Annotated in this window: 25 protein-coding genes, 1 tRNA gene and 2 pseudogenes; 15 read left to right on the forward strand and 13 right to left on the reverse strand. The window is 60.5% G+C overall.

All coding sequences use genetic code 11. The annotated features are described in order from the left end of the window. Window positions 1-8 precede the first annotated feature (8 nt). The 7 genes from WCY17_RS12665 to WCY17_RS12695 all read right to left on the reverse strand — a co-directional run bounded on the left by WCY17_RS12665 (window position 9) and on the right by WCY17_RS12695 (window position 5,833). Window positions 9-95, reverse strand: a tRNA-Tyr gene (locus WCY17_RS12665). Window positions 96-328: 233 nt separating this feature from the next. After that, a complete protein-coding gene (locus WCY17_RS12670) occupies window positions 329-1,249 on the reverse strand; it encodes a ParB/RepB/Spo0J family partition protein (RefSeq protein WP_372702557.1) in 921 nt (306 codons plus the stop codon). A gap of 91 nt (window positions 1,250-1,340) precedes the next feature. Continuing rightward, window positions 1,341-2,138 carry a ParA family protein gene (locus WCY17_RS12675; RefSeq protein WP_372702558.1) on the reverse strand — a complete coding sequence of 266 codons (798 nt, stop codon included), beginning with the start codon at window positions 2,136-2,138 and terminating at the stop codon, window positions 1,341-1,343. Continuing rightward, the gene (gene rsmG / locus WCY17_RS12680) at window positions 2,131-2,886 is read right to left on the reverse strand and encodes a 16S rRNA (guanine(527)-N(7))-methyltransferase RsmG (protein WP_372702578.1); all 756 of its coding nucleotides are present in this window, start codon (window positions 2,884-2,886) and stop codon (window positions 2,131-2,133) included. Before rsmG ends, WCY17_RS12675 begins: the two co-directional genes overlap by 8 nt. Before the next feature lie 83 nt (window positions 2,887-2,969). After that, window positions 2,970-4,886 (reverse strand): tRNA uridine-5-carboxymethylaminomethyl(34) synthesis enzyme MnmG, encoded by a 1,917-nt coding sequence (mnmG, locus tag WCY17_RS12685; RefSeq protein ID WP_372702559.1) that lies wholly within the window; start codon window positions 4,884-4,886, stop codon window positions 2,970-2,972. A gap of 1 nt (window position 4,887) precedes the next feature. Beyond that, window positions 4,888-5,112, reverse strand: coding sequence for a hypothetical protein (locus WCY17_RS12690; protein WP_372702560.1), 225 nt, complete (start codon window positions 5,110-5,112; stop codon window positions 4,888-4,890). Window positions 5,113-5,284: 172 nt separating this feature from the next. Then, a complete protein-coding gene (locus WCY17_RS12695) occupies window positions 5,285-5,833 on the reverse strand; it encodes an ATP-binding protein (protein ID WP_372702561.1) in 549 nt (182 codons plus the stop codon). 146 nt (window positions 5,834-5,979) lie between these two features. Here WCY17_RS12695 and WCY17_RS12700 point away from each other — a divergent pair. Next, window positions 5,980-6,416: pseudogene (locus WCY17_RS12700) on the forward strand (transposase); the annotation flags it as partial. 614 nt (window positions 6,417-7,030) lie between these two features. On the opposite strand, the gene WCY17_RS12705 reads toward WCY17_RS12700, so the two are convergent. Continuing rightward, window positions 7,031-7,237: a cold-shock protein gene (locus WCY17_RS12705; RefSeq protein WP_372702579.1), complete on the reverse strand. Its 207-nt coding sequence runs from the start codon at window positions 7,235-7,237 to the stop codon at window positions 7,031-7,033. A 261-nt stretch (window positions 7,238-7,498) separates the two neighbouring features. Here WCY17_RS12705 and WCY17_RS12710 point away from each other — a divergent pair, with 261 nt between their 5' ends. Beyond that, a complete protein-coding gene (locus WCY17_RS12710) occupies window positions 7,499-8,677 on the forward strand; it encodes a methionine aminotransferase (RefSeq protein ID WP_372702562.1) in 1,179 nt (392 codons plus the stop codon). Here the strand turns inward: WCY17_RS12710 and WCY17_RS12715 are convergent. After that, window positions 8,637-9,719: a metallophosphoesterase gene (locus tag WCY17_RS12715; protein ID WP_372702563.1), complete on the reverse strand. Its 1,083-nt coding sequence runs from the start codon at window positions 9,717-9,719 to the stop codon at window positions 8,637-8,639. The two genes, WCY17_RS12710 and WCY17_RS12715, sit on opposite strands and share 41 nt — an antisense overlap. Before the next feature lie 510 nt (window positions 9,720-10,229). Here WCY17_RS12715 and WCY17_RS12720 point away from each other — a divergent pair. Further along, window positions 10,230-10,658, forward strand: a complete 429-nt coding sequence (locus WCY17_RS12720) for a cupin domain-containing protein (protein ID WP_372702564.1) — start codon at window positions 10,230-10,232, stop codon at window positions 10,656-10,658. A 160-nt stretch (window positions 10,659-10,818) separates the two neighbouring features. Here WCY17_RS12720 and WCY17_RS12725 read toward each other — a convergent pair whose 3' ends face one another. Then, window positions 10,819-11,169, reverse strand: a complete 351-nt coding sequence (locus WCY17_RS12725; protein ID WP_372702565.1) for a PepSY domain-containing protein — start codon at window positions 11,167-11,169, stop codon at window positions 10,819-10,821. Between the two features lie 210 nt (window positions 11,170-11,379). Between WCY17_RS12725 and WCY17_RS12730 the strand changes: the two genes are divergently transcribed. Together WCY17_RS12730 and bioB are read left to right on the forward strand one after the other, a co-directional pair. Further along, window positions 11,380-12,063: an isoprenylcysteine carboxylmethyltransferase family protein gene (locus WCY17_RS12730; RefSeq protein WP_372702566.1), complete on the forward strand. Its 684-nt coding sequence runs from the start codon at window positions 11,380-11,382 to the stop codon at window positions 12,061-12,063. Between the two features lie 206 nt (window positions 12,064-12,269). Beyond that, a complete protein-coding gene (gene bioB, locus WCY17_RS12735) occupies window positions 12,270-13,244 on the forward strand; it encodes a biotin synthase BioB (RefSeq protein ID WP_372702567.1) in 975 nt (324 codons plus the stop codon). 13 nt (window positions 13,245-13,257) lie between these two features. Here the strand turns inward: bioB and gyrB are convergent, their stop codons facing one another. From gyrB to dnaA, 3 genes are read right to left on the reverse strand one after another with little or no spacing between them, the layout of a single operon-like run. Further along, the gene (gene gyrB / locus WCY17_RS12740; protein WP_372702568.1) at window positions 13,258-15,711 is read right to left on the reverse strand and encodes a DNA topoisomerase (ATP-hydrolyzing) subunit B; all 2,454 of its coding nucleotides are present in this window, start codon (window positions 15,709-15,711) and stop codon (window positions 13,258-13,260) included. 29 nt (window positions 15,712-15,740) lie between these two features. Continuing rightward, the gene (dnaN, locus tag WCY17_RS12745; RefSeq protein WP_372702569.1) at window positions 15,741-16,853 is read right to left on the reverse strand and encodes a DNA polymerase III subunit beta; all 1,113 of its coding nucleotides are present in this window, start codon (window positions 16,851-16,853) and stop codon (window positions 15,741-15,743) included. Between the two features lie 4 nt (window positions 16,854-16,857). Further along, complete coding sequence (gene dnaA, locus WCY17_RS12750; protein ID WP_372702570.1) at window positions 16,858-18,285, reverse strand: chromosomal replication initiator protein DnaA; 1,428 nt, start codon at window positions 18,283-18,285, stop codon at window positions 16,858-16,860. Between the two features lie 283 nt (window positions 18,286-18,568). Here dnaA and rpmH point away from each other — a divergent pair, with 283 nt between their 5' ends. The 10 genes and pseudogenes from rpmH to WCY17_RS12800 form a co-directional block, all read left to right on the forward strand. Beyond that, the gene (rpmH, locus tag WCY17_RS12755) at window positions 18,569-18,703 is read left to right on the forward strand and encodes a 50S ribosomal protein L34 (RefSeq protein WP_132472335.1); all 135 of its coding nucleotides are present in this window, start codon (window positions 18,569-18,571) and stop codon (window positions 18,701-18,703) included. Between the two features lie 55 nt (window positions 18,704-18,758). Then, window positions 18,759-19,127, forward strand: a complete 369-nt coding sequence (gene rnpA, locus WCY17_RS12760; RefSeq protein ID WP_372702571.1) for a ribonuclease P protein component — start codon at window positions 18,759-18,761, stop codon at window positions 19,125-19,127. Next, on the forward strand, window positions 19,121-19,357 hold the full coding sequence (yidD, locus tag WCY17_RS12765) for a membrane protein insertion efficiency factor YidD (protein WP_372702572.1): 237 nt from the start codon (window positions 19,121-19,123) through the stop codon (window positions 19,355-19,357). The genes rnpA and yidD overlap by 7 nt, the downstream gene beginning before the upstream one ends. Window positions 19,358-19,401: 44 nt before the next feature. Further along, on the forward strand, window positions 19,402-21,090 hold the full coding sequence (yidC, locus tag WCY17_RS12770; protein WP_372702573.1) for a membrane protein insertase YidC: 1,689 nt from the start codon (window positions 19,402-19,404) through the stop codon (window positions 21,088-21,090). A 45-nt stretch (window positions 21,091-21,135) separates the two neighbouring features. Beyond that, the gene (mnmE, locus tag WCY17_RS12775) at window positions 21,136-22,557 is read left to right on the forward strand and encodes a tRNA uridine-5-carboxymethylaminomethyl(34) synthesis GTPase MnmE (protein WP_372702574.1); all 1,422 of its coding nucleotides are present in this window, start codon (window positions 21,136-21,138) and stop codon (window positions 22,555-22,557) included. A 165-nt stretch (window positions 22,558-22,722) separates the two neighbouring features. Next, the gene (locus tag WCY17_RS12780) at window positions 22,723-23,040 is read left to right on the forward strand and encodes a helix-turn-helix domain-containing protein (RefSeq protein ID WP_372702580.1); all 318 of its coding nucleotides are present in this window, start codon (window positions 22,723-22,725) and stop codon (window positions 23,038-23,040) included. Beyond that, window positions 23,040-24,017 (forward strand): SNF2-related protein, encoded by a 978-nt coding sequence (locus WCY17_RS12785; protein ID WP_372702575.1) that lies wholly within the window; start codon window positions 23,040-23,042, stop codon window positions 24,015-24,017. The genes WCY17_RS12780 and WCY17_RS12785 overlap by 1 nt, the downstream gene beginning before the upstream one ends. A gap of 138 nt (window positions 24,018-24,155) precedes the next feature. After that, window positions 24,156-25,229 carry a virulence RhuM family protein gene (locus WCY17_RS12790; RefSeq protein WP_372702576.1) on the forward strand — a complete coding sequence of 358 codons (1,074 nt, stop codon included), beginning with the start codon at window positions 24,156-24,158 and terminating at the stop codon, window positions 25,227-25,229. 209 nt (window positions 25,230-25,438) lie between these two features. Continuing rightward, window positions 25,439-26,437, forward strand: a pseudogene (locus WCY17_RS12795) (type III restriction endonuclease subunit R); the annotation flags it as partial. An 85-nt stretch (window positions 26,438-26,522) separates the two neighbouring features. Beyond that, a partial coding sequence (locus WCY17_RS12800; protein WP_372702577.1) for a helix-turn-helix domain-containing protein occupies window positions 26,523-26,782 on the forward strand: 260 nt, incomplete at its 3' end.

Here is a 26,782-nt window from a genome sequence, read left to right on the forward strand (position 1 = left end):
TGTTCGCCTGGTGGTGGGAGTTGGATTCGAACCAACGTAGGCGCAAGGCCAACAGATTTACAGTCTGCCCCCTTTAACCACTCGGGCACCCCACCGAAGCGAACCCCGAATTATGAAGAGGTTTTTTTTATCTGTCAAGGGGCACGGGCCTGTTCAAGGGGCACGGGCCTGTTCAAGGGGCACGGGCCTGTTCAAGGGGCACGGGCCTGTTCAAGGGGCACCTGCCTGATCCAGGCACACGGGCGCCCTGAAGGCGCGCCCTGAACGCACACCCGCCAGAGCAGGAGGCCGCGCCCTGACTTCAATGGAATCCGGACGGAGCCCTGCATCAGGCCTCATCTGGAGCCGACAAGCCCTGGCGTTCGAGCAGCGCGTCCAGATGCGCCCAGTCGTGCCATGCGATCACCAGCTCACCGCCTTGCCTGCGCCGGGTGCGAATCGTCACCGTCGTGCCCAATTGTTCGGAGAGTGTCTGTTCAAGACGACGCACGTCACCCGCAGGGGTCGCCGTGCGCGCGGGGCTGAAATCGGACGGCCGCGATGGATGCCCGGCATCGGCATCGCGCAGGGCCTGCGCGACCCGTTTCTCGGTTTCGCGCACCGAGAGACGGCGGCCAACCACCTCGTTGGCCAGCATGATCTGGCGTGCGCCATCGACGGCCAGCAGCGCGCGCGCGTGCCCCATGTCGACATCACCCGCCAGCAGCATGGTCTGGACCGGACCGGCCAGGTTCAGGAGACGCAGCAGATTCGTGGTCCCCGAGCGGGAACGGCCGATCGCCGCCGCAGCCTGCTCGTGCGTGAGACCGAATTCATCCAGCAAGCGACGCACCCCCTGGGCTTCTTCGAGCGGGTTCAGATCCTCGCGCTGGATGTTCTCGATCAGCGCCATGATGGCGGCATGTTCATCAGCGACTTCACGCACCAGCACGGGCACCTCGGCCAGGCCTGCCAGGCGCGCTGCCTTGCAGCGGCGTTCGCCGGCGATGATTTCGTACTGGCCGGGCGAGGCTTCGAGCGGGCGCACCAGCACCGGTTGCATCACCCCCTGCGAGCGGATCGACTCCGCAAGCTCGTTCAGGGCTTCTTCGTCCATATGGGTGCGCGGCTGGTAGCGCCCGGGCTGCAGAACATCCAGCGACAGGCTGGCAGGGTGGCCCGAACGCTTGCCGATGCTGTCGAGCGCGCCCTGATCCACCCCCAGAAGGGCATCCAGCCCGCGTCCCAATCCTTTCTTGCGTGTTGCCATGACTCATTCCTGTTGATTGATCGGCACGGCCGAGCGGACCGAGCGAGCCGGGCGCCGACCCGCGGCTCGATCGGGTGCCTTGCCCGGCGGGTCACCGCGCCATGCCGCCGACCCGGCGCACGAGTTCTTCGCCGAAAGCCAGATAGGCTCTGGCGCCCCGCGAGGACCGATCGTAGACGACGCCGGGCATGCCGTGGCTGGGTGCTTCGGCAAGGCGTACATTGCGTGGCACGATGGTCTGGAATACTTTTTCACCAAAATGCGCCTCGAGCTGTGCCGACACCTGCTGTTGCAAGGTCACGCGGGTATCGTACATGACGCGCAGCAGGCCGATGAGTTCCAGATCCGGGTTCAGATTGCGGTAGATCCGCTTGATGGTGTTGACGAGATCCGAGAGGCCTTCGAGGGCAAAATACTCGCACTGCATGGGGATGATGACGCCGTGTGCACTGGCCAGGCCATTGAGGGTCAGCAGCGACAGGGTGGGCGGGCAGTCGACCAGCACGAAATCATATTCATCCTGCACGCTGGAGAGCGCCTGCTTGAGCCGTGTTTCGCGGCCCGGCATCTGGACCAGGTCGATCTCGGCGCCGGACATCTCGCGGTTGGCCGGCAGGACATCGTATTGACCCGTGTGCGAACGCAGGCGGGCTTCGCGGATGTCTGCCGCACCGATCAAGACCTGATAGAGATTGACCGCGGCCTCGTTCTTGTCGATGCCACTGCCCATGGTGGCGTTGCCCTGCGGATCGAGGTCGACCAGCAGGACGTTCTTGCCCAGTTGCGCCAGCGCCGCGGCCAGATTGATGCTGGTGGTCGTCTTGCCCACCCCGCCTTTCTGGTTGGCGATGCAGAAAATGCGGGCGCTGGTTGGTAGGGTCTCAGGCATCACATGGCCTCATCGGTTCGGTGCCAGTGGCGTTGGGTGCCAGCTGCAGCAGGCAGCGTTGCGCAGCCAGTTCAGGCACCTGCAGCCCGATGGCCCGAGCCACGTGCCAATCGGTGTGCTGCAGCAGATCTTCACGTTCGGCGGGCAGATCCTGGCCCTTCATGGCCAGCATCAGGCCATCCGGATTGCAGTGATGCGCCGCCAGCCGCACGAAATCCGCCAGGGATGCAAAGGCCCGGGAAATCACGATGTCGGCCTGCACACTGGGCATGGACTCTATACGGCCCTGCTGCACCTGCACGTTGGTCAGCCCCAGCAGACCGGCCACCTGACGCATGAAGGCTGTTTTCTTGCCCACGGCATCGATGCAGACGACGGTCCATCGCGGCTCGCACAGAGCAATGATGATACCGGGCAGGCCGGCGCCTGAACCCACGTCGGCGATTTTCAGCGCGCGCTGCGCACGCTGCATGGCCAGTTCGCGCAGGGTCGGCAGCACGGCCAGGCTATCGAAGAGGTGCTGCACGAGCATCTGCGCCGGGTCACGGATCGCCGTCAGATTGTACGTCCTGTTCCAGCGCTGCAGGTGATGCAGATAGGCCAGCAGACGGGGCCCGTGCACCTGATCATCCGCAAGCCCCATGGCCGCCAGTGCATGATTCAGGCGCGCCTCACTGGCGGCATCGACTGCCAGCCCCCCCTGGATGACCGGATAGGGGCCGGGCAAGCGGTCTGATACGGACGGCATGGCTCCGGACTGCCTGGTTCCGGGCTGGCGGATTCCGGGCTGCCTGGCATCGAGTTCGGGGTTCTGTGATTTCATGGACACGCTCAGGCCGCGTTGAGCTTGCGCTGGCGGCGCTTCAGGTGCACCAGCAGAAGCGAAACGGCCGCTGGTGTCACACCGGGAACACGCGCAGCCTGGCCTACAGTGTGCGGACGTACAGTCATCAGATGCTGGCGCACTTCATGGGACAGGCCGGGAATCTGCGCGTAATCGAAATCTGCCGGAATATCCTGGTTGGCCATGGTCTGCTGACGACGGATGTCCTCTTGCTGCCTGTCTACATAACCGGCGTACTTGATGCGGATGCCCACTTGATCAGCCTGGACCGGATCCGCCAGGCCGGGGCCAGCGACCAGGGCGCCTTCATGATCGACAAGCTGCATCAAGCGCTCATAGCTGACTTCAGGCCGTTTCAACAGATCATGAAGGGAATGACGCACGCCTTCCCTGGTCAGACCCAGTGCCTGCCGTTCATGAGCCTGCAATACGGCCGGATTGAGATGGGTTTCCTTGAGACGCTCGATTTCCGCGGCAATCTGGTCCCGCTTGCGACAATACGCCGTCCAGCGGACCTTGTCCACGAGACCCAGCCGGTACCCCGATTCGGTCAAACGCGCATCCGCGTTGTCTTCACGCAGGCTCAGGCGGTATTCTGCCCTGGACGTGAACATGCGGTACGGTTCCGTCACCCCTCTGGTGACCAGGTCATCCACCAGAACGCCAAGGTAGGCCTCATTGCGGGCGACCGTCCAGGGGGCCTCGCCACGGACCTGCAGTGCTGCATTGGCACCCGCCAGCAGACCTTGTGCAGCGGCTTCTTCATAGCCCGTGGTGCCGTTGATCTGGCCCGCAAAGAACAGACCATGGATCGCACGAGTCTCCAGCCATGGATGCAGATGGCGGGGATCGAAATAATCGTATTCGATCGCATACCCAGGGCGCATGATGCGTGCCTGCTCGAGACCCGGCAAACTACGGACCAGCGCATACTGGATATCGAAGGGCAGGCTGGTGGAAATCCCGTTGGGATAAATTTCACAAGAGGACGCGCCTTCGGGCTCCAGAAACACCTGATGGCTGGTCTTGTCCGCAAAACGGTGGATTTTGTCCTCTATGGACGGACAATAGCGCGGACCAATCCCTTCGATCGTGCCCTCGTCACTGTACATGGGCGAGCGGCTCAAGCCGGAGCGGACGATATCATGACTTTCGCGGGTCGTGTGCGTGATCCAGCAAGGCACCTGATCCGGGTGCAGATCGCTGCTGCCAAGATACGAAAACACCGGAGTCGGGTCCACGTCGCCGTGCTGCACCTCCAGTCGAGAGAAATCGATGCTTTTCGCATCGATGCGCGGCGGCGTGCCGGTCTTCAGCCGCCCACGCGGCAGCGCCAAGTCACGAAGCCGGCGCGCCAGGCTGATGGACGGCGGATCACCGGCACGACCCGCCGCGTGATGTTCCAGGCCCACATGCATCAGGCCATTCAGAAATGTACCAGCGGTCAACACGACGGTTCGCGCGCGGAATTCCAGCCCAATCTGCGTTTTCGCGCCAACAACCCGATCGCCTGCAAGAATCAGATCGTCCACCGACTGTTGAAAAATCATCAAATTCGGGGCGGATTGCAAGGCCATGCGAATGGCACGCCGGTACAGCGATCGATCGGCTTGCGCACGCGTTGCTCGGACCGCCGGGCCCTTGGAACGATTCAGCAATCTGAACTGTATGCCCGAACGGTCCGTGGCCAGTGCCATTGCCCCGCCCAACGCATCGATCTCCTTGACCAGATGCCCTTTTCCTATGCCACCGATGGATGGATTGCAGGACATTTGCCCCAACGTATCCACATTGTGGGTCAGCAGGAGCGTCGAAGCGCCCATGCGCGCGGCAGCCAACGCCGCTTCCGTCCCGGCATGGCCGCCGCCGATCACCAGTACATCAAAAGTTTCAGGGTAGTTCATATCATTCAACGATGCGGCAAAGGTTTTGTCTCGCGCGATCCAGGCGGACGCACGTTGCAGAATATCCTGGCGCCAATCCTTTGCCGAGAGCGAAATTATAGCCAGTCCTGTCGTATGGTTTCACGTGGAACATGAAAACCATCGGGAAGTCCTCAAAGCCATGACGCCCGGTTTCGCCCTCTTGCTGATGCCCGGCATCCAGAGGTGCAGATGGATCGAGTGACATTCAGCCTGTTCAGGAGCCTGTGCAAGCTCGTCCTCATTGATAGGGTCTTGCTGGCACCAGCGTGCCTGAATCATTCGCATGGTGACAAAATTGACATCCTCCTCTCCGTCTTGCGGATGCGTGGCACCCAAGGGTGCAAAGGAAGTGTCGAGCGACACCTGAAACTGACCCCCTACGATTGAACGAACGGCTGCTCGATGGCAGCAGAGCTCGGCTTGACGAACTCCGACCGGCGTTTTGTACGCGGCCGGTAGCTATCGCCCCGTCTGGTGAGGACGTGGCTGTGATGCAGCAGCCGATCCAGAATGGTAGTGGCCACCGCGGCATCGCGGACGACCTCGCCCCATTCGCTCATGGCGCGGTTACTGGTCACCAGCAGGCTGCCCCGTCCAACTGCCGCTCCACGCCAGCTTGTAGTGCGGTAGGCGGCGAAACCAGAGCCCACTTCGTCAAACCCAGCTCGTCGAACCCACCTCGAAACAAGCAGCTTTACGGCGTGCGCACGTGGTTTCGGTCGACCGTCCACGCCATGCATCCTGTTCGCGCCAGATATCCATAATCCGAGAAACGTGGTCTTTTCCGCACATCGGATCGGGATACCACTCAAGTATGTTGTTCCACGTGGAACACCCGTCCACTTCAAGCACAGCGGCGTGGATTGCGAATATGGGCATGGACAGCAGTGTCCGGTTACATTGATGGAAAGAGAGCGGAAAGCCATGATTGACGCGGGTTCCCAGCTGTTTTCAGGTGGTGTCGATTTGGACAGCCATCATCAGTTCGTGCAGTCTTCCGGGTATCGACCCGAAGGTATCCATGAATGCTGGAAAGACGCTGTTGGACATGCGTGGCAGCATCCCAAGCTTCATCGATGGTTTTTACACCCGTCGCGGCTATCCAGACCAACTGCGACGGGTTCGACTCAAGGATCCGGAAACTGGCAAGATCCTGGTCTTCATCACCAACCAGATGACATTGCCCAGCGCCATGATCTGCGTCCTGTATCCCAATCGCTGGTAGGTCGAACTGTTCTTCAAGTGGATCAAGCAGCATCTTCGGATCAAACGGTTTTATGGAACATTGGAGAACGCGGTCAAGACCCAGATCTGGATCACCGTCTCGGTCGACGTCCTGGTTGCCATCGTCAAAAACGGCTCGGAGTCGAAGCCTCGCTTTACACATTGCTACAGATATTGTCGGTCACTCTTTTCGAGAAAATGCCCATAGAACAAGCCTTTTCAGCCATTGACTACAGATCGGGAAGTCAGCAATTTTCTAACCAGTTGAATTTATTCGGAATTTAACCGGACACTACTGGGGCATGGATACGCTGGATGCGCATCCCGGCCTGCTTCCAGCTGCCAAACCTGGCCTTTCGGTCCGGCTGCTGAGTCCAGTCTTTCCGATCAGGCCTGCGGTGTCCTGTGCAGAACGGCGCTACCCTGCTTGCGACCGGTTCGCATGTGAAGAGATCTGAAAAAGATCTGAAGGCATTGCACGCATCAGGCTGCATGGGCGCAGCCATCATGCACTCCATGCGCCATAATGATGGTATTCACTACCGCCAGCACCACGCATTGCTTCATGCACCAACCGCCTGAAATGCCGCCCATACCCGATTGAAAACACGGAAGACAAGCACACTGCTCGCGCAGTTCTACGCTGGAGGGCACAGGATCAGCACCATATACGACCTGTACAACGCTGTGGACAAGCCTGTGCATGACCTGTACATACTTTGTGAGCAAGGTGGATAACCGCCTGAAGATGACTCAAAGACTTTGGCAACCCTTTTGGAGCCCGGACCATGCAGTTCCATGAACGCCATACCCAGCCCAGCTTCACGCCCTCTTGTCTTGTATCGCGTGCCAAAAAAAGGCACACTCGAAAGTGTGCCTTTTTCATGACGCCCAGCGTGTTACAGCGGACGAATTTCAGCCGCTTGCGGGCCCTTGGGGCCATCCTTGACTTCGAACTGAACTTCCTGACCTTCGTTCAGGCTGCGATAGCCACGGCCTTCTATGGCAGAAAAATGTGCAAAAACATCGGCACCGCCGGCATCAGGGGTGATGAACCCAAAACCCTTTTCGGCATTGAACCACTTGACTTTGCCTGTTTGAACCATGATTTGTAACGTCCATAATGAAAAGAAAAAGAACAATGAATCAAGAACGCTGGAACCAAACAGATCGTGCCGAAGTGCCAAAGGCGACGGGGCAAGCCGTGTGTGAAACGTGCGTACTGCCAGATTGCATTGCATCAGTAAGAATAACCACGCCTGCAACCAAGGCAAATCATGGTATTCCCTGAGCGTGATTGTATCTGGTGTTGTCGTTCTGTGCCCCAAAAATAAACTTATTTCAACCACTTTTCCCACTTTAACAACATGAAACCACTGCTATCGAAGCTACCTGGAATGGGTCAGACCATTTTTGGAGAAATGACTGCGCTCGCTCTGGAGACCGGATCCCTGAACCTGGGACAGGGCTATCCGGACTATTCACCGCCTGCCGCACTGATCCATGCCATCCACCATGCCATGCTGGAGAACCTGAACCAATACGCACCCATGCAGGGTCTGCCGGTGTTGCGCGAGGTCATTGCAGGTCGCATGCAGACGCAGCATGGCCGAGCCTACGATGTGCAGCAGGAGATCACGGTCACATCAGGTGCCACCGAAGCGCTGATGAGCAGCATTCTGGCCCTGGTGCACCCGGGCGATGAGGTCATCCTGCTGGATCCTGCCTATGATGTGTACGAACCCGCTGTCCAGTTGGCCGGTGGCCAGGCTGTCCGTGTCCCCATGCGGGCGCCCAATGCCGAACAGGACCGCTTCACGCTGGACTGGGATCGGATTGCCGATGCCGTACATGCGAAAACGCGCATGATCATCCTCAATTTTCCCAGCAATCCCAGCTGCATCACTCTGAAAGACTCCGATCTGGATGCACTGGAGACGCTGATGAAACGATTTCCAGATCTGCTGCTGTTATCCGATGAAGCGTATGAGCACATCGTATTCGACGAGCACCATCAGATCAGCCCGATTTCACGTGAAACATTGGCGGCACGGACGGTGTTCATCTCATCCTTCGGCAAGACCTTTCACGCTACAGGCTGGAAAATCGGCTTTTGCTGTGCGCCTCGTGCGATCATGAATGAAATCCGCAAGGTTCATCAGTTCATGGTGTATTCGGTCAGCACGCCCATGCAGGCCGGCATTGCCCGATTCATGCAGGCGGACGATGGCACAATTGCCGGCCTGTCCGCCTTCTACCAGAAGAAACGTGATCGCCTCCGTGACGGTCTGCTGACAACGCGCCTGCGCCCGCTGCATTCAGAGGGGACTTTCTTCCTGCTGGTGGATACATCGGCATTGGGCAGGCACGATGCCAAGGAACTGGTCATCCAGATGACACACAAAGTGGGTGTCACCGCCATCCCGGTCGCTACGTTCTACCGCGACCCGGGCTCGCCCGAGGCCAGCCACGGGCTGCTTCGCCTGTGTTTTGCCAAGCGCGACGTCACCCTGGACCAGGCTGTAGAGCGTTTGCAGAAGCTTTGACGTGGGTCGGCAGAACGTCCCCGTTGTCGAAGATCAGGCTGCGCTCGGGCCATAGCATGGCGGCCAGCCTGAACCGGCTTTGATCCACGGGTACATGCTGCTTGCGTTCGCGCCAGCGTGCACCGACCGAGTAATCGAGGCAGAACGCCTGTTCATGCCGACCGTGCCATGCAGTGGGCGCAACGCCCTCGAAAAGACGGCTGTAACGCCACGCCTGGCTGTTTTCCGGTCGCGTGAAAAGCCGCCAGTAATGACCGATCAGCACGGGGGTCGGGTCGGCGTCATCGTTCCACCATGGCACCCTGTCCAGATATCGCCAGCGATTGCCTGAAAAGAAGGGTTGCGGACACAGGGCTTCGATGCCGGATGTCAGGCGCTTGATGGGGCTGAGGGCCTGCTCGAGCACCTCGTGGTCCGCCACTGCATCCAGATAGGGGGGTGGATGATCGGGATCTTCGAGCCGGGTGTGCCAGCGTTCCCGCTCGGCCAGATAGCGGGCGTGCAAATCATCCTTGTGCGCGGCGTTTTCCAGACGCTGACTGCATTCATGAATGAATTCCAGGATGTGCCCCAAGGGCACTTGCGCGATGGCCTCGATCGCAGCCGTATCCCAGGCGGCATGAACGATGCGCAGACCCGGCATGCGTATGGCCAACGGCAGCCGGCTGAAGAAGTCCCGAATGGCGGGCCGCTCGCGCGCCGTCGCGCGTTCGAAGGGTGCGTAGAACGGCGTATCGGATGCCTCTCTGATGTCGAAGAACCAGCCCGAACCATCTTTCGCATCGTTGGCCAGCAGATTGATCTCATGGTTGCCCAGCAGACAGATGGCACGCCCTTGATCGACCAGGTCACGCACCTTCTGGATGACGGATACGCTGCTGGGCCCACGATCGCATAAATCCCCGATGAAGACCAGCAAGCGCCCCGATGCCTGATGCTCCAGGTGATCCAGCAGTTGATCCAGCGCCAGGATCTCGCCATGTACGTCACCAATGATTGCCAGGGGTTGCTCGTCCAGCTCTTGCAGAAGATATGGGGTCATCCTTTCATTGTGGTCTGTGTTGGCGGTAAACACAATAGCGCCTGGCTCTGGTGCTACGTACTGGCATTCCAGCCTGACTCGAAACGTCAGTGCTCGCCACACCGAAGGTCGGGATTCGTGGCGCACTTGATCAGGGGCCCGAAATCGGGCGGTGGTTCCTGCATTGTTATCCATAGACTTCTTTATCAAACTGATATTGATGATGGAAGGTTGTGGATAACTCGAACAAGTTGGTTATGACCGATATTTCAATCATTTGCGAGTGAATCATGGCAGTCATATCCTGTGCTTCGGCTGTGTACCGTTTGGGGATCGAAATGGCGACGGGGTGCAGAACGGGCGGTTGCCCACAATCCATCCACTGCCTGGGCACAGATGCGTGCCATAGTGCCTGTCCACAGGGCGATTGCAGATGATCGCACGGGCCTGGTTGCTTGTCCGGATGGTCCATGTATGGAAAATTCAGGCTGCGAGCTATGATGAAGGGATCACACATTGCGTGAGATCGTCATGAATTTCAAAAGATATGCAGCCATTGCGTCACTGGGTGGCGCGATGCTTCTGGGCACCGTGGCGTCGGTCGGCGTCGCTGCGGATGCGCCTGCCGATGGCGCGGCGGAAGTCTTCAACCAGGCGATTACGAACATACCCGGGAAGTCGCTGATTGCGGTCCAGGTGGACTACAGGCCGGGCGAAAAATCACCCAGCCACTGGCACGCCAAGTCGGCTTTCATCATGGCCTATGTGGTCTCGGGTTCGATTCGCAGCCAGGTCGAAGGTGAACCGGTACAGGTCTTCAAGGCAGGGCAGACCTGGTACGAGACCCCGGGCGCGCATCACATCGTGAGCGAGAATGCCAGCGAGACAGAACCGGCCACCCTGCTGGCGGTGTTTGTAGCGGATACGGAACACGGCGATCTGACCACGTTCGACAAATAGGCTGGGTGTTTTTCGCACGCGTCTGGTCTTCTTCGCAGCCCCTGGGTGGTCAAAAAAGTCTCCACCCAGGGAAAACCACGATCAATACAGCCTGTACGGACATCATTCAGCAAGACTGCACAGACTTGTCCACAGAATTTGTGGATAGTGCACATCTCTTTCAGTGGTGCACGCGCTCGCGCTCCACGACGCCGGTGTTGGTGTTGACATAGAGCTTGACGCGCTCGCCCTGCGCGTTATGGGCCTTGACCTTGTACTGGCCGTGGTCCAGCTTGATTTCACGAATATCGCGGTAGCCTTCGGCGACCATGCGCTCGTAGATGTTGGCGATCGTAAGGGGCTGGTTGGCCGCAGCAACCGCTGTGGTTTGCGCGCTCACCTGTGTGAGGGCCTGCGGTGTGGCCGTTTGTGCCTTGGCAGCACCCATTGAAAGGACAGCGCCCATTGAAAGGGCAGCGCCGATACTGGCGGCGGCAATGAGATGGCGATAGGACCTGGACGTGGTTTGCATGATGATTCCTTGTAGTGATGCGCGTCGACACCGTGTCGAGCATGGTGCCATTGTGAGGTGCGCGCCCTGAACGCAGCCTGAAGCGGCTGTTCATCTGCAGTTCATGTTTTCGCCTCGGCAGCGAGATATTCCATAGTCCTGCAAGAGGGCGTGGCCCGGGTCATCTTCAGGAGTACGATAGCGGCTTCAAGATCTTGATGGAAAAGGATCATGCCCAATTCGTGCTGGCGTCTTGCCAAACCCTGCGCCGTCGCCCGTCATCAGAACGATGTCGATGCCATCTGGCTCCAGCTCGCCAATGCGCAGGTATGGCGCCGCTATGCGCTGGGCGGGCTCGGTGCTCTGGCAGTGGCTGCATTGTTGTGGGTGCGCTCGGCCTGGCCGGATGGTGGCTGGGTGCATGAAGGGCTTGAATGGCTTGGCCTGTGCTGTCTGGTGGTGGCCATCCTGGGGCGCTGCGGATGCATGCTGTATCTGGGCGGGCGCAAGGGGGCCGATCTGGTGACCGATGGCCCGTATTCGATCAGTCGCAATCCGCTGTATGTGTTTTCCTTGCTGGCAGTGCTGGGTATTGGATGGCAGACGGGCAGTTTCGTGGTCGGGTTGGTCCTGGCCAGCCTGGCATGGCTTGTATTCCGCTGGATCATTGGCCAGGAAGAGCACTTGCTGCGGGCTGCGTTCAGCCCGCGATTCGATCTGTATTGCGCCCGGGTACCACGCTTCGGTCCGCGATTTGGCTTGTGGACATCACCGCAGCATGCCATGGTCGACCTGTCCAGCGTCTGGCGCACCCTGCGTGATGCGGCACCGTATTTTCTTGCCATCCCCCTGTTCGAGGCGATCGAAGCCGCGCAGAACGCTGGCTGGTTGCATGCGTGGCTTGCGGTGATTTAATGGTTCACCGGGGCAGCCGATAGCATTGCTTACGCATTCGCCACAGACATCAAAATCCCGGTTTAAAATTTAAAATAAGAGAAAATGAGCCATAGATAATGTGATTTAAACGAAATAGACAGATAATGAACCTATTTCCCCATGTTTGTCCGACACCGTGTGCTGAATTATGATCCTCGCTGGTCAGACGTACCAGGGAGAACGATATGCACGCCCTTGTTCGGCAGGAAACACTCGAACCGGCCTGGACAGTTCAGCAGATCCTCGATCTGCTCGGCCGGCCCCTCAATGATTTGTTGCTGCAGGCGCAGGCGGTGCACCGGCAATACCATCCTGCCAACGCAGTGCAATGCTCGCGCCTGGCTTCGATCAAGACGGGCGGATGCCCGGAGGATTGTGCCTATTGTCCCCAATCCTCCCGGTACGCTACGCCGGTCATCAATACACCGCTGATGCCGCTGTCCGAGGTGCTGGCCCAGGCGCGCGAGGCCAGGGCACAGGGCGCACAGCGATTCTGCATGGGGGCCGCATGGCGTTCGCCCACGGCCCGGCAGCTGGATGATGTGATCGTGCGCGTGCAAGCCGTCAAGGCCCTGGGCATGGAAACCTGCGTCACCCTGGGAATGCTGAAGGAAGGCCAGGCCCAGCGTCTCAAGGAAGCGGGCCTGGATTACTACAACCACAACCTCGACACGGCACCGGAGCATTACGCCAACATCATCACCACGCGTCATTTCGAGGATCGTCTGGACACCTTGAGGCGTGTGCGCGCTGCGGGTCTCAAGGTGTGTTGCGGTGGCATTGTCGGGATGGGTGAATCCAGAGCGGTCCGCGCGGGCCTGGTGGCTGCACTGGCGAACCTGCACCCTTGCCCAGAGTCCGTGCCTGTGAATGCGCTCGTCAAAGTACCCGGTACGCCGCTTGCAGATACTCCGGACCTGGATGTGTTCGAATTCGTGCGCACCATTGCAGTGGCGCGCATCACCATGCCTACGGCGGTGGTACGGCTGTCTGCAGGGCGTGAAACAATGCACGCAAGCACGCAGGCACTGTGCTTCATGGCAGGCGCCAACTCGGTTTTCATCGGCGAGCGTCTCTTGACTACCGCCAACCCTGTACCCGAATCGGATCAACGGCTGTTCGAGCGCCTGGGCCTGGTGGCAATGCCCGAGGCGGTCTGAAGCGCGAGCCCCCTCAGGCGTCGATGTTTGCCGCCTGCAGCGCGTGGGTTTCGATGAAGGCCCGGCGGGGTTCGACATCATCGCCCATGAGGGTGACGAAGATTTCATCGGCCGCGATCGCGTCTTCGATCTCGACGCGCAGCAGCCGGCGCACTTCGGGGTTCATGGTGGTTTCCCAGAGCTGCTCCGGGTTCATTTCACCCAGGCCCTTGTAGCGCTGCTTGCTGATCCCGCGTTCGGCCTCGGCACGCAGCCATTGCATGACTTCGCGAAAATCGGAGACCTTCTTTTCCTTCTGGCGCTCGCCAACGCCCCGGCGCACCAGCGCACCGGGCCCGAGCAGGCCCATGAAGGTGCGTGCCGTGCGCGTCAGGACGGCGTAATCCCCGCTGCGCACGAACGCGCGGTCGAATACGCTGACGTGCATGTTGCCGAAATGGGGCCGCAGTACGGCCAGTTGCCAGGCATCTTCGATTTCATCGTAGCGGGCCTGTACCTGCACGACAGGGGGTGTACCGGGCTCGTTGAGCGCCTGTTGCAGGGCGTCGGCGCTTTGTCGGGCCGCGGCTTCGTCGCCCAGGCTGATCGATACGCCTTCGGCCATGGCCGTCAGGGCCTCGGTGTCGAGCGTGCGCGACAGGCGTGCGATCACCGCATCGGCCGTGACGTACTGCCGGGCCAGGTCCATGAGCGCCTGGTCGCGCAGGGGGGCCGCGGCGTTCTGTGGGACGAGTTCGGTATCCTTCAGAGCCAGCTGCAGCATGAACTGGGCTTCTTCGGCGTCATCCTTCAGGTAGCGTTCTTCGCGGCCGACCTTGACCTTGTAGAGCGGCGGCTGGGCGATATAGATGTGGCCGCGCTGCACCAGTTCGGGCATCTGCCGGTAGAACAGGGTGAGCAGCAGGGTGCGGATGTGGGCGCCATCGACGTCGGCGTCGGTCATGATGATGATGCGGTGATAGCGCAGCCGGTCGATGTTGAAATCCGGCCCGATGCTGGTGCCCAGCGCGGTGATGAGCGTGGTGATCTGTTCGCTGGAGAGCAGCCGGTCGAAGCGGGCTTTTTCGACGTTCAGCACCTTGCCGCGCAAGGGCAGTATGGCCTGGAACTTGCGATCACGGCCCTGTTTGGCCGAGCCGCCGGCCGAGTCGCCCTCGACGATGTAGAGTTCGCACAGGGCCGGGTCTTTTTCCTGGCAGTCGGCCAGCTTGCCGGGCAGTCCGGCGCCTTCGAGCACACTCTTGCGGCGTGTCATCTCGCGCGCCTTGCGGGCGGCCTCGCGCGCCCGAGCGGCTTCGACGATCTTGCCGCACAGGGCCCGGGCGTCGGTGGGGTTCTCGAGCAGCCAGGTCTCGAGCGTGCGGCCTACAGCTTCCTCGACGGCCGGGCGTACTTCGGAGGAGACGAGCTTGTCCTTGGTCTGGCTGCTGAACTTGGGTTCCGGTACCTTGACCGACAGCACACAGGCCAGGCCTTCGCGCATGTCATCGCCGGTGGTGTCGACGCGCGCCTTCTTTGCGAGCTCGTTATCGGCAATGTATTTGTTGAGCACGCGCGTCATGGCGGCGCGCAAGCCGGTGAGATGGGTGCCGCCGTCGCGCTGGGGGATGTTGTTGGTGAAGCACAGCACGTTCTCGGCGTAGGTGTCGTTCCATTGCATGGCGACTTCGACACCCACCGGCACCCCACCGGCTTCCGACTGCGTACTGACGGCGAAGATGTTGTCGTGCAGGGCGGTCTTGCTGCGGTTCATGTACTGCACGAACCCCTTCACGCCCCCCAGGTAGGCCAGGTCTTCTTCCTGCCCGGTGCGCTCGTCGACCAGACGGATCTTGACCCCGTTGTTCAGGAAGGACAGTTCGCGCAGGCGGCGGGCCAGGATCTCGTATTTGTATTCGATATTGTTGAATATCTGGTCATCGGCGCGGTAATGGACCCGCGTGCCGGTGCGCTCGGATGGCCCGGTGATGCTCAGTGGCGCGACGCGCTGGCCGCGGTGGAATTCGATGAAATGCTCGTGGCCATTGCGCCAGATGGTGAGACGCAGCCACTCGGACAGGGCATTGACGCAGGAGACCCCGACGCCATGCAGACCACCGGATACCTTGTACGAGTTCTGGTCGAACTTGCCACCGGCGTGCAGTTCGGTCATCACGATTTCTGCTGCGCTGCGATGATGCTCGTCGCCCTGGTGGATGGCGGTTGGAATGCCGCGCCCGTTGTCGGTGACCGAGATGCTGCTGTCGGCATGGATGGTGACGACGATGTCGTCGCAGTAGCCGGCCAGCGCTTCGTCGATGGCGTTGTCGACCACTTCGAAGACCATGTGGTGCAGGCCGGTGCCATCGGAGGTGTCGCCGATGTACATGCCCGGGCGCTTGCGCACGGCCTCGAGGCCCTTGAGCATTTTGATGGAATCGGCGCCATAGCCGGTTTCTGCGGCGAGAACGGGGGTGGGTTCTGACATGAAGATCCTGTGTTTGAGTACGCTGGTGATCAGATGCGCATGGGCATGACGACGTAGCGGAATTCGTCATCGCCCGCCAGCGTGATCAGCACGGACGAACTGGTGTTGGGCTGGATGAACCAGCGGACGCTGTCGGCTTTCAGGCTGGCCAGCACATCGAGCAGGTAGGTGACATTGAAGGCGACATCGAGCGGACCGTGTGGATAATCGATTTCGATTTCTTCGCGGGCTTCTTCGTTTTCGGTGTTGCTGGCCGATACGCGCATGAGATGGTCGCCCAACTGGATGCGCACGCCCCTGAGCTTGTCGGTGGTGAGGATGGCGGCGCGCTGCAGCGCGGCCTGCAAGGCTTCGCGACCGACATCGAAATGGCATTCGTAATCGGTCGGGATGACTCTTTGGTAATCGGGATACTTGCCCTCGATCAGCTTGGAAATCACTTCGATATGCTCAAAGCGAAAGCGGATCTGGCTGCCGGAGACATCCACCTGCACCATGGACTGTTCGTCATCGGCCAGCAGGCGCTGCATTTCGTGCACGGTCTTGCGCGGGATGATGACATCCTGTGTGGCCGATTGTGCCTCGAGGGCCGTGCCCGCATGGGCCAGCCGGTGGCCATCGGTGGCGACGACGCGGATCTTGCCGGGTTCGAGCACCAGCAGGAGGCCATTGAGGTAATGGCGGATGTCCTGGTGCGCCATGGCAAAGTGCACCTGGTTGAACAGATCCCTGAGGGCCTTCTGTGGCATGGAAAAAGACGCATCCCATTGGTCCACCGGGTTGACCAGCGGATAGTCGATGGCTTCCATGGTCTGCAGCGCAAAGCGGCTGCGCCCGGCCTGCACCGTGAGACGGTTGTCATCCAGTGACATTTTCACCACGCTGGATTCGGGCAAGGCACGCAGAATGTCGAGCAGTTTGCGGGCTGCGACCGTCGTGGATTGAGTCTCGTCGCCCACCCCGAAGGCCGAGCGCGTGGTGATCTGCACTTCGAGATCATTGGCGATGAACTCGACGGCTTCGGCCTGCTTGCGAATCAGCACATTGGCCAGAATGGGCAGGGTGTTGCGCCGCTCGACAATGCCCACCACTGTCGTCAGGGGCTTGAGCACGGCATCGCGACTTGCTTCTGTCAGTTGCATGTTCTTATCCTTTGAGCGTTTGCTCGAGTACGTGGAGTGCGTGGTTGAGCTCGGTCTGCTTGGCGCGCAGATCGGTGATCTTGCGCACGGCGTGCAGCACCGTCGTGTGGTCGCGCCCGCCGAACAGGTCGCCGATTTCGGGCAGGCTTTTTTGCGTCAGCTCTTTGGCCAGATACATTGCGATCTGGCGCGGCAGCGCGATATTGGCCGGCCGGCGTTTCGAGTACATGTCGGCCACCTTGATTTTATAGAAGTCGGCCACGGTCTTCTGGATGTTTTCAACCGTGATCTGGCTATGCGAGACCGAAAGCAGGTCTTTCAGGGCTTCCTTGCAGACTTCCACGGTGAGCACGCTGCGGCCGTGGAAGTTGGCGTAGGCCGAGACGTTGCGCAGCGCGCCTTCGAGCTCGCGCACGTTGCTGCGCAGGTGCTTGGCAATGAAGAAGGCCACTTCTTCAGGCATCTCGAGGCCCTGGGTCTGGGATTTGCGCAGCAGGATGGCCACGCGCATTTCGAGTTCGGGCGGCTCGATGGCGACTGTGAGGCCCGAATTGAAGCGCGAGATCAGGCGGCTGTCGATATTGGCCAGCTCTTTGGGGTAGGTGTCCGAGGTGATGATGATCTGCTTGTGCTGCGCCACCATGGCCTCGAAGGCGTAGAAGAATTCTTCCTGGGTGCGGTTCTTGCCGGCGAAGAACTGGATGTCGTCGATGAGCAGCAGGTCCAGCGAATGGTAGTAGCGCTTGAAGTCGTCAAACGCGCGGCGTTGATAGGCCTTGACGACATCGGACACATACTGGTCGGCATGCACATAGCGCACGCGCCGGCCGGACTGGCTGGCCAGCAAGGCATTGCCGATGGCGTGGATGAGGTGGGTCTTGCCCAGGCCCACGCCACCGTACAGGAACAGCGGGTTGTAGGAGACCCCGGGATTTTCGGCAACCTGGATGGCCGCGGCCCGGGCCAGCTGGTTGGCCTTGCCGGTGACGAAATTCTCGAAGGTCAGGTCGCGGTTGAGACGCGAGTGATCGGCCACGGCCGGCGTGCTGGCTGGCGCCGCTGCAAGGGCTGGTTCGCTGGCGGGCCCTGAACCTGCATCGGTGGCATCCAGGCCCGAGCCCGTGACGCTGGCGGCGTCGGCCCTGGGCCCCGGGCCATCCGTGCGCAGTGTGGCGCGGCGCGCCTGGGTGCTGGCCAGTTCGAAACAGACCTGCACGTTGGCGCCATACCACTCGGATGCCAGGGTCTCGAAGCGGCTGGAAAAGTTCTTGCGCACCCAGTCGAGCTTGAAGCGATTGGGGGCCGACACGCGCAGTACGCCCTGCTCGGTATCGTATTCGAGCGGGATGAGCGGCCTGATCCAGGCGTTGATCTGCTGAGGGGGGAGTTCCTGCTCGAGTTGCTCGAGGCAGGACTGCCAGAATTCATTCATGGTGATGTTGGGCGAAACCTTGATTCTACCCGTACCGGTGAAAGTTATCCACAGCCCGGCCCCGATGAGCCGTGATGAAATGCGCACTTCTGCTGGCCTGGACAGGTGCCCGGCCTGGGTGTCGATGGGTCACGAACATGGATCCTGCGGGGGTGCGCAGACCGGTGTCAGGCATCAGGCATATTGACGAATCCCCGAAAATTTGATGAAATAACGGGCTTTTCAGAGCCTTGGCATTCAGCCTGAGGCCTTCATATTTTCAGAGCTCTTTTCCGGATCCGCCATGAAACGCACCTTTCAGCCCTCTGTCACCCGTCGCAAGCGTACGCATGGTTTTCGTGTGCGCATGAAGACCCGCGCCGGGCGCGCGGTGATCAATGCCCGTCGTGCCAAGGGTCGCAAGCGCCTGGCCGTTTGACAGGGTCCCCGGGCCTGCGCAGCCCGATCTGCCCAGGCTTGGCATGTACATTGCCATGGCTGCTGATTTTCCGCCATCAGCCCGGCTTCATCGCCCCTCCGAATACGCGGCTGCCCTGCGCGGGCGCCGGGTAGCCCGGGGGGCGTTGTTCGTGGTCCACCAAGGGCGCGAAACAGCGTTGCAGCCCCAGCCCCAGGCGCGCCTGGGGCTCATCATCCCCAAACGCCTGGCCCGCCTGGCCGTGGTGCGCAATGCCATCAAGCGGGTGGTGCGCGAGGCCTGGCGCCAGCAGCGGCACAGCCTGCCGGCCACCGATCTGGTCTTTCGCCTGGTCGCCCGCCCGCCGCAAGGCAGCCTCAGGGTCATCAAGCGGGCCGTGCGCCAAGAGGCCGACGCTTTGCTGGCGCGGGTGATCCGATGCTGAAGGCACTGTTCATCGCCCCCATCCGGTTCTACCGCTACTTTCTCAGCCCGTGGGTGGGGCAGCAGTGCCGCTTCACGCCCACCTGCTCGGCCTACACGATCGAAGCCATACAGACACATGGCGTGGCACGCGGGCTCTGGCTGGGGATGCGCCGCATCGCCCGTTGCCATCCCGGTTGCGAGGGGGGGCTCGATCCCGTGCCGCCGCCGCAGGATCCCTCAACACGTTAAACTGACACGCTTTTGCTTAGATCCCATTCTGGAAACTGGCGCTCATGGATATTCGACGCACCATTCTCTGGCTGATATTCAGCCTGTCGCTCCTGCTGCTATGGAACAACTGGCAGGTGTATCAGGGTCAGCCGTCGCTGTTTTCCCTGGCGCCCACCCGAACCGAGGCGCCCGCGGCTGCGCCCCAGCCGGCCGATGCAGCGCGTTCCGCCGACGCAGCGGCCCATCTGCCTTCGGTGGCATCGCAACCCGGCGCCAGCACGGCGGTGCCCGGCACGGCTGATGCGCCTGACGGCCAGAAGGTGAGCGTGCGCACGGGGGTCTATGAACTGACCTTCGATACGCTGGGGGCCCAGCTGATCCGCGCAGACCTGCTGAAATACAAGGCGCTCGACAGCACGGACAACCCCATGTACCTGCTGAACGATCAGCCGGGTGATTTCTACGTGGCGCAGACAGGGCTGGTGGGGGCGGCGCAGGGCAGCAGCTATCCCACCCACCTGACGCCATTTCACCTGGTGTCGCCCGAGCCGGTGGTCAAGGGCAATACCACCGAAATTGCGTTCGAGGCCAGCGCAGGCGGGGTGCGGCTGGTCAAGACCTTTGTGCTCGATAACCAGGGCTATGACATCCACGTGCGCCACGAGGCCTGGAACGAGACCGATCAGCCGGTCAGCCCGTCGCTGTACCTGCAACTGACGCGCGACGGCAATGATCCACCGAATACGTCCGGTTTCTACAGCACGTTCACCGGCCCGGCGGTCTATTCTTCGGAAGACAAGTTCCAGAAGATGACCTTCGAGGACATCGCCAAGGGCAAGGCCAGCTATATCGAACAGGCCGACAACGGCTGGATTGCCATCGTCCAGCACTACTTTGCCAGTGCCTGGGTGCCGCCGCAGGGCACGCTGCGCAGCAACCAGGCCTTGAAGGTGGGCGACAATCTGTATGCGATCCGCACCATCGAATCCATGGGTGAGATCGCGCCCGGTGAACATCGATCGGTCGATGCCCAGCTGTGGGTCGGCCCCCAGGATCAGCAGGCGATGAGCCATGTGGCGCCCGGGCTGGAAGTGGTGGTCGACTATGGTTGGGTCACCATCGTGGCCAAGCCCATGTTCAAGCTGATGACGTGGCTGCATTCGATGGTGGGCAACTGGGGCTGGACCATCATCCTGCTGACGCTGCTGATCAAGCTGGTGTTCTATCCGCTGTCGGCGGCGAGCTACCGTTCCATGGCCCGCATGAAGCTGGTGGCACCGCGCATGCAGCAGCTCAAGGAAAAATACGGTGATGACCGGGCCAAGATGAATGCGGCCATGATGGAGATGTACCGTACAGAGAAAATCAATCCGCTGGGTGGCTGCCTGCCCATGGTGGTGCAGATTCCGGTGTTCATTGCGCTGTACTGGGTGCTGCTGGGCAGTGTCGAATTGCGCGGCGCGCCCTGGGCCCTGTGGATCGATGACCTGTCGGTGCGTGACCCTCTGTTCATCCTGCCGGCGGTGATGATGGCCACGATGTTCCTGCAGATCAAGCTCAACCCCACGCCGCCCGATCCGACCCAGGCGAGGATCATGATGATCATGCCGCTGGTCTTCGGCGGGATGATGTTCTTCTTCCCGGCCGGGCTGGTGCTGTACTGGTGCGTGAACAATATCGTTTCACTGATCCAGCAGCGGGTGATCATGGCACGCCTCGATCGCGAGAAAGCCGCATCCGCGTCCAGCTGAGCGGCACCCATGGACGCAGGCGCGGCGCTGCCCTAGACTGCGGCCATGGCCATGTCCTCGAATCTCGATCCCATCATTGCCATTGCCACCGCACCCGGGCGCGGCGGCATTGGCGTGATCCGCATCTCCGGCAGCGGCCTCAGGCCCTGGGCCGAAGGCCTGTGCGGCCAGCCCCTGAAAGACCGGCATGCCCATTTCCTGCGCTTCGTCGATCGTCACGGCGAGATCATGGACGAGGGCCTGGCGCTGTTCTTTCCGGGGCCGCATTCGTATACGGGTGAGGATGTGCTCGAACTGCAGGGGCATGGGGGGCCTGCCGTGCTGCAGCGCGTGCTGCAGGACTGCCTGGCGCGCGGGCAGGCCATGGGTCTGCGCCTGGCCCAGCCGGGCGAATACACCCAGCGGGCCTTTCTGAACGATCGCCTCGATCTCGCGCAGGCCGAGGCAGTGGCCGATCTGATCGAGGCCAGCTCGCTGGCGGCGGCGCGCAGTGCGATGGCCTCGCTTTCGGGGGCGTTCTCGGCTGAGATTCAGGTGTTGAGCGGCGCCATCGTGCAATTGCGCACGCTGGTCGAAGCCACGCTGGATTTTCCGGAAGAGGAGATCGATTTTCTCGAAAAATACCAGGCAGCCGAGCGCCTGCGGGCGGTGCTGGAGCATCTGGAACAGGTGTTGCAGACGGCGCGCAGCGGTCTGGTGCTGCGCGAGGGCCTGCATGTGGTGCTGGCCGGGCAGCCCAACGTGGGCAAGTCCAGCCTGCTCAATGCCCTGGCGGGCGACGAGATCGCCATCGTCACGCCGATCGCCGGCACCACGCGCGACCGGGTCGTGCAGGACATCCATATCGACGGTGTGCCGCTGCACGTCGTGGATACGGCCGGCCTGAGAGAGACGGACGACCCCGTCGAGCGTCTGGGCATTGCCCGCAGCTGGGCCGAGATCGCCCGTGCCCAGGTGATCGTGCACCTGCAGGATGCGCGCCAGCCTGGAGATGCACTGGATGAAGCCATCGTGGCGCGGCTGCCTGCAGGCACGCCCGTGCTGAATGTGTTCAACAAGGTGGATCTGCTCGATGACGTGGCGCGGGCAGCGCCTGGGGCCTCGGTGGCGGCCCGGCAAGCGGTCGCGGGCGGCCCGGTGCCCGGCGGCCCGATCGAGGCGCTGGCGGTGTCCGCTCGTACGGGCGAGGGCCTGGACGCCTTGCGCACGCGCCTGCTGCAGATTGCGGGCCGCACGCCGGGGTCGGAATCCCCCTGGCTGGCCCGCGCCCGGCACGTGCAGGCGCTCGAGGCCGCGCAGGGCCATCTGCAGCAGGCCGCTGCGCATGCGGCCCACAGCGACGAGGTGCTGGACCTGTTTGCCGAAGAACTGCGCCTGGCCCACGAAGCGCTGGGTGAAATCACGGGTGAGTTCAGCAGCGATGACCTGTTGGGGCAGATATTCTCCAGTTTTTGTATTGGGAAGTGAGATAGGGCGTGGGGCGTCCAAGGATGTTCGCTCCATCATCTGGTGCAAGAAGGCGCAAGCGGGAGATGTTGCAGGCGTGGTCGGACTACATAGAGACATTTTATCGACGATGATTATCATGCATTGATACAATCATCAAACGGACATGTCATGGACCACACGATCATGAAGCGTTGCATTGTCGGCATCAGACAGCCAGATAGACCGTCCCCCAAAGGGAGCGAGACGCCCAGCATTTGGTTTCCGTCCCTGGCCTCACTGGCAGCGGTGCTGTCGGACGACAACCGCCGCCTGCTGCGCCTGATCCACGAAAGGCAGCCCAGATCCCTGACCGAACTGGCCGAACTCAGCGGACGCAAGGTACCGAACCTGTCACGCACTCTGAGAATGATGGCCAATTACGGCCTTGTATCGCTGCAGCGCAATGTTCGAGATGTTCAGCCGACAGCGCTGGCGATTGAGTTTCTAGTTGTGCTGGATTGATGGCCATGAATTTCCTGACCCCTCATCAAAGTCAGTACTTCGCCTGGCAACTGACCCGGCAGGCTGCCAGTGACAGCGTGGAATCTCTGGCCAGCGCGCTGGTGGACTCCCAGGTGGATTTGAATCCGCACCAGGTCGAAGCCGCACTCTTTGCCTGTCGCAACCCGCTATCGCGGGGCGTGATCCTGGCAGATGAGGTGGGGCTGGGCAAAACCATCGAAGCCGGGCTGGTCATTTCGCAAAATTGGGCGGAGCGGCGTCGCAAGATGTTAATCATCGTGCCGGCCAATCTGCGCAAGCAATGGCACCAGGAACTACAGGATAAGTTCAATCTTCAGGGGCTGATCCTCGAAGCGAAAAACTATAACGCCATGCGCAAGGAAGGTGTCACGCAACCCTTCCAGCATGCAGGCGGGCCGGTCATTTGCTCCTACCAGTTCGCCAAAGCCAAGGCCGATGACCTCAAGCGCATTCATTGGGATCTGGTGGTCACGGATGAAGCCCACCGTCTGCGCAATGTCTACAAGAACGGCAATGTCATTGCCCGGACGATCCGCGATGCGCTGGAGCACGTCGATGCCAAAGTCCTGTTGACGGCAACACCGCTGCAAAACATCAACCTCCAGTTCTGCTCTCTGGTGATCAACTACGACCTGCCGTGGAATCCTCAACGGATCGAGCAGCGCATCGGTCGCTGCCACCGTTACGGGCAAAAGCACGATGTGGTGGTGGTCAACTTCGTGGACCGCAGCAACGAGGCGGATGCACGCCACTTCACAGGTACTTTGACATGGCGAGACGAAAGCACCGAGGCGCGGCCACTCAATGAGTTGCCTTCTGAAGAGAAGCCGGAACTGGTTCGCTACATCCCTCAAGGCTACTTCGAGGAGCTTTGCAATGAACACGTTTCTGGAAAATCGAATGCATTCGAGAAAGAACTGCGTGCCGTTACTGGTCCGTTGCGAATGGGGCCATGACGACTACAGCCTGAATGTGGCGAACCTGCCGCTGGCCGAGCCGTCGCCGCCAGCACCTGCTGCGAAGGCAGCCAAGTCCGGCAGAAAGCCCAGCGATAGCCGGACGACGGACATGTTTGGCGATGGAGGGGACGCCTGATGACGAAGAAGAACCAGGCAGTTCCCCTCCCTCGTTCCTCGGCAGCGGAGTACCTGACTTACATCGCTGCCACAGGCGATCAACCGCAGTCCGTGGAAATGCGCTATGAAGATGAAAACATCTGGCTGACGCAGAAGATGATGGCAGCGCTGTACGATGTCACCGTATCTGCCATCAATCAGCATCTGAAGCGAGTCTTCGATGACGGAGAGTTGCTGCAGGAGGCAGTTATTAAGGATTACTTAATAACTGCCTCCGATGGAAAGAACTACCGCGCCAAGCATTACAACCTCCAGGCCATCATCGCTGTCGGCTTCAAGATCAATAACGAGCGTGCGGTGCAGTTCCGCAAATGGGCGGGGCAAATCGTCAAGGACTACACCATCCAGGGCTGGGCTATGGACGTGGATCGCCTGAAGAAAGGGCACATGTTCACGGATGAGTATTTCGACCGTCAGTTGGAATACATCCGTGAAATTCGCCTGTCGGAACGCAAGTTCTACCAAAAGATCACGGATCTGTACGCGACTGCCTTCGATTACGATAGGGACGCACAGACCACACGGGCATTTTTCGCGCTGGTACAGAACAAGTTGCACTGGGCAGTGCATCGTCACACTGCCGCAGAACTGATCGTCGCACGTGCCGACGCTGACAAGACAAACATGGGGCTGACACACTGGGAAGCCGCACCTCATGGAAAGATCGTCAAATCCGATGTATCGGTGGCGAAGAACTACCTGAATACGGAAGAGCTGGATTATCTGGAGCGGATCGTTTCGCTCTATCTGGATTTTGCTGAATTGCAGGCGATTCGAAAAATTCCCATGTCCATGCAGGATTGGGCCAAGCGCCTGGATGGCTTCCTGGAGTTCAACGGCAACGAGATATTGACGGGGCCGGGGAAGATTTCGCACGAGCAGGCAAAGCTGCACGCCGAAAGCGAATTCGAGAAATACCGCATCGTGCAGGACAGGCTGTTCGAGAGCGATTTCGACCGGATGTTGAAGCAGCTTGAGGTTGATCACCCTAACCTGGGCAGCGACCAGAACAAGAATGAGGGGAAAGCATGAGTTCGCGTGTTCAGAATCACGTCACTGGCCGCTTGTCGCTGCGGCCGCCGCAAGCCGAATCCCTGGCACGGTTGGTACGTGCGCTGGAAGCCGCGCCTGAAATGCTGGGTAAGGATAGGGACGTTGCCTCGATCCTGGCAACCCTGAAAGCCGAGTTTTCGACGCTGGAAGACTTCGAGCGGGACTTCCCTTCGCTGTGCTTCGCCTTGGCCATCCAGGTAGACTCCAGCCGCACCGGTGCCGAAGAAGAGAAGATGATAGCGGCGCTGCTGAATGTGGAGAACCCGGAGGAGCCCACCGAGATCGTCATCCACGTCAACATGCTCAAGGAAGGCTGGGACGTCACCAACCTCTACACCATCGTGCCATTGCGTGCTGCCAATGCCCGCACGCTGATCGAGCAATCCATCGGGCGTGGCCTGCGCCTGCCTTATGGCAAGCGTACGGGCGTGGCGGCGGTGGATCGTCTCAACATCGTGGCGCACGACAAGTTCCAGGAGATCATCGATGAGGCCAACCGTGGCGATTCACCGATCCGCCTCAAGCAGGTGATCCTGGAAGCGCCCAGTAGCGAGGACAAAAAAGTTAGCGTTCAAGTGCTGCCCAATCTGCTGACCCGCCTGGAGCTGCATGATGATCTTGCGCCACATGTCCCACCTGCGTTGGCAGCGGTGGATGCAGGCTCTGAGGTTGGTGGCGAGCAACTCAAGGCACAGATTCGGCCGGTCTTTACGACCGAAGCAGAATTCAAGGCGGCCCATGTCGTGTGGAAAGTCCTCGCCACCTACGAGGTAAAGCGTGACTTGGCGCCGACCAGTGCGGCATTGCTGAAGCCGGAAATCCAGCAAGAGATTCTGGCAGAAGTGGAAAAACGTCTGAGACCCCAGCAGGGGCAAATGCTGCAAGGCGCTGACGATCGGGTACCAGCGCTGGACCTGTCCGCCGTCGTGGCCAAGACCACTGAAATTCTGGTTCAGCAGACCATCGACATTCCGCGTGTCGCCGTTGTGCCTACCGGCGAAGTCACCACGGGCTTTCATCCGTTCCGCCTGGGGGCCTTGCCCAACTTCCAGCCTGGGCAGCGCGAGATCGTCGGCCAGGCATTGCGTACCAGCGAACAATTCACCCTGAACCGTGAAAGTGGCCTGCGGGAAAACCGCTTTGAAGATTACATCGTCAAGAAGCTGATCGACTTCGACGACATCGACTAGCAGGCTTTGTCTGATTAATTTATTCATTTAAATGGGGATTTGGAATAAAATGATGGTTATCCATTCCCACAGGATATCCGCCATGAGTAAGCCTGCCGCCCCATTCACCTTGCCGGCCACGGATCGGACAGAACTTCGGGCGTGGCTGCGCAAGACGACACTCGATCAGCGCCTGGCACAGCGTGCCAGAATCCTTCTGGATCTGGACGCGGCAGTACCTCCCGCGAGAATCAGTGAACGCCTCGGGCTCTCGGCTCCCGTTGTCTTCAAGTGGCGCAATCGTTACAAGGAGCGGGGTCTGGCGGGGCTTGCGGATCTGCCGCGCCCCGGTCAACCGCGCAA

The organism is Castellaniella sp. (assembly GCF_041677825.1).
Lineage (GTDB): Bacteria > Pseudomonadota > Gammaproteobacteria > Burkholderiales > Burkholderiaceae_B > Castellaniella.